The sequence below is a fragment of the Flectobacillus sp. genome (assembly GCF_049240685.1).
GTDB lineage: Bacteria > Bacteroidota > Bacteroidia > Cytophagales > Spirosomataceae > Flectobacillus.
In genome coordinates this window covers 1-2,276 of record NZ_JBMLSD010000094.1, presented here as the reverse complement: position 1 = coordinate 2,276, position 2,276 = coordinate 1, and the positions used below count along the sequence as shown (strand labels likewise).

The window sequence follows — 2,276 nt, the reverse complement described above, 5'->3', positions numbered from 1 at the left end:
ATTTTGTCCAGTAATCAGTAATAAAATTTCACAAATCACTTAAAGAAAAAGTGCCATTACTTCATCCGAAACTAATTTCTTATCAAAGGCTTGTCCCAATAAAACGGTTTCTTGTAATTCGTTTTTTGACATTGGAAAAATATAAACAGAATCGGTTTTTTCGTCTATCAATTCCTCAATTTGTAATTGAAGACTATCTTTCATATTACGGTCTATTGTACCCAGAAATACCGAAAACTGTACTCTGTATAAACCCGATTGCTTACATATTTTGGCCACCTTGGTTCTTGCTTTATCATTTTTTATGTCATACAATACCCATGCAATCATACCTCAATATATTTCGAATTACGATTCTTGATTCCTAAATACTTTCTTACAAATACAACGTTTCGCTGGTATCTTTGGTCTTCTCTATCAATTGATTAGCGTAAGCATGCGCCTCTTGCTGAATGATATTTGCCCTAGTTTGGTTTCGATTTTTATACCGAATACTGTCTTCTTCCAAATAGTCATTGAGGGCTTTAATCAACAACTCCTTTCCTTCTTTATTCAGCGTAACACCGTTGGTGATTTCGTCGAGGTGTGCTTTATTTACTTTTTTTGCCGTAAACAATCTAAATACTGGCACTTCAACAAATATTCTGAATGGCTCTATAAAATCAAAAACCATCGATTTCTGGTTATAGTCGTCACGATGCAAATATCCAACGTAGGGGTCTAAACCTGCCAAAATCAGCGCTTTTTCTACTCTCGTATAAAGTATACCGTAAGCATAATTCAAAAAAGCATTGTAGGCATCTTTGGCTGGTCTGCTACTCCTCCCGTTAAATTGATAGGATGAAGGCAATACATAATTGATGGTTTCAAAATACAATCGTCCTGCTGTGCCTTCTAAACCTCGGATGGTTTCGGCAAAGTCTTGTACCGTATTCCCTTCCAATTTTCCGACCGAAACTATCAGGTTTTGAATTCGCTCAATCTTATCGTCCAAATACTCTGCCATTTGCGGACGATGTTTTTTTAAGTCTTTGATAAACTCTAACTGATGCGTCATTTTCTCCGAAATCCAATTTTTGGTAGCCTTTACGCCTTCTTCGTTGATACTAGCTTGCAGTTGTTGTTTACGGATTTTGGTAGTACTTCCCAACTTTGAATGCCAAACTCTTCCTAAAGGATAGCCATCCGACCGAGCAAAAATAATATCAATATTATTGTACAAAGCCAGCCGCACAGCCTCGGTACTCAAAGAGGCCGAAGTTGCCAGCACAAACGAACTAACTTTGTGGGCAGCCAAAGTTTTTTTGATAGGTTCTCCATCTTTTACAGGAATTTTCACCTCAAACATATCATCTTTGATATGCAGATAGGTTCCAAAAGTGTTTAGATATACTTGCATCGTTTATGATTGAATAGATGGCATCGGATAATGAATATCTTCATAAGCTTTTACGAAAGCTAAAGCTAGTTTTAATTGTTCGCCCTCTGGACTTGTCGGAATAGGGGATTGGTCAAACTGCTTATCAATCCAAGCCAGCATTGACTCATATTCTTCTTCGGTTTCAATCGTTTGGATAGTCATAGTTGTCATTTCTGTAATAAAATCACCTATTTATATAGCTTCCAACGTTCCAAACCCTCTTGCCACCGATTTTCCAATCCCAATAAACGAAGGCAACACGGCATTACTCACAAAATCAGCTTGGAAGGCAATCATGGATTTATCCTTAAACTTGGTTTCTTTCTCATACACATTTTGCAACATGCCCATTACCTGACCATTTACCCAATAATTCATGGCTTTGAAATAGCTCAGAATATTATTTTGGAGCAAAGTATTCAACTGTTTTTGCTGTTCAGCAGCAGAATTATGAAGGTATTTTTGATGATTTTCTTGATTCAGAGCCATCCAAAGAGTTTGGAAACGGTAGGAATGGAGTTCGTTCGAAAGACCAATTTCTAGCGTTTTTGATTCGATATTTTTTTGGTTAATCAAGTACGTTTTATCCTCAATTTGGAGGGTTTTTATTTTCAAAAAAAGATTAATCAACAAATCTGCCCCTTCGTTTAGTCCAACCAAAGTAGGAATGCGATTAATGACTTTATACTGCACCAAGGGATAACGGTACGCCGACTCGCCCGACTCCAAATGGTTATGGAGCAAAGGCGAAAATTCTTGAAAAATATTCCCAAAATAGCCCCGTAATTTATGAGCATCACGAGTAGCCAATTGTATCTCAGGAAAACGTATGATGGTTTGATGGATGGTTTGCATG

The 2,276-nt window shown here is 37.2% G+C and carries 4 protein-coding genes; all 4 read right to left on the bottom strand.

Annotated elements, in window-relative coordinates; all coding sequences use genetic code 11:
* Positions 1-39: 39 nt before the first annotated feature.
* Positions 40-330, bottom strand: a complete 291-nt coding sequence (cas2, locus tag ACOVQ4_RS04405) for a CRISPR-associated endonuclease Cas2 (protein WP_421819439.1) — start codon at positions 328-330, stop codon at positions 40-42.
* 46 nt (positions 331-376) lie between these two features.
* Positions 377-1,399, bottom strand: a complete 1,023-nt coding sequence (gene cas1 / locus ACOVQ4_RS04400) for a CRISPR-associated endonuclease Cas1 (RefSeq protein WP_421819438.1) — start codon at positions 1,397-1,399, stop codon at positions 377-379.
* Positions 1,400-1,402: 3 nt separating this feature from the next.
* Positions 1,403-1,591, bottom strand: coding sequence for a hypothetical protein (locus ACOVQ4_RS04395; protein ID WP_421819437.1), 189 nt, complete (start codon positions 1,589-1,591; stop codon positions 1,403-1,405).
* 21 nt (positions 1,592-1,612) lie between these two features.
* Positions 1,613-2,276, bottom strand: a 664-nt coding sequence (locus tag ACOVQ4_RS04390; protein WP_421819436.1) for a CRISPR-associated endonuclease Cas6, incomplete at its 5' end; no start/stop codon positions are given.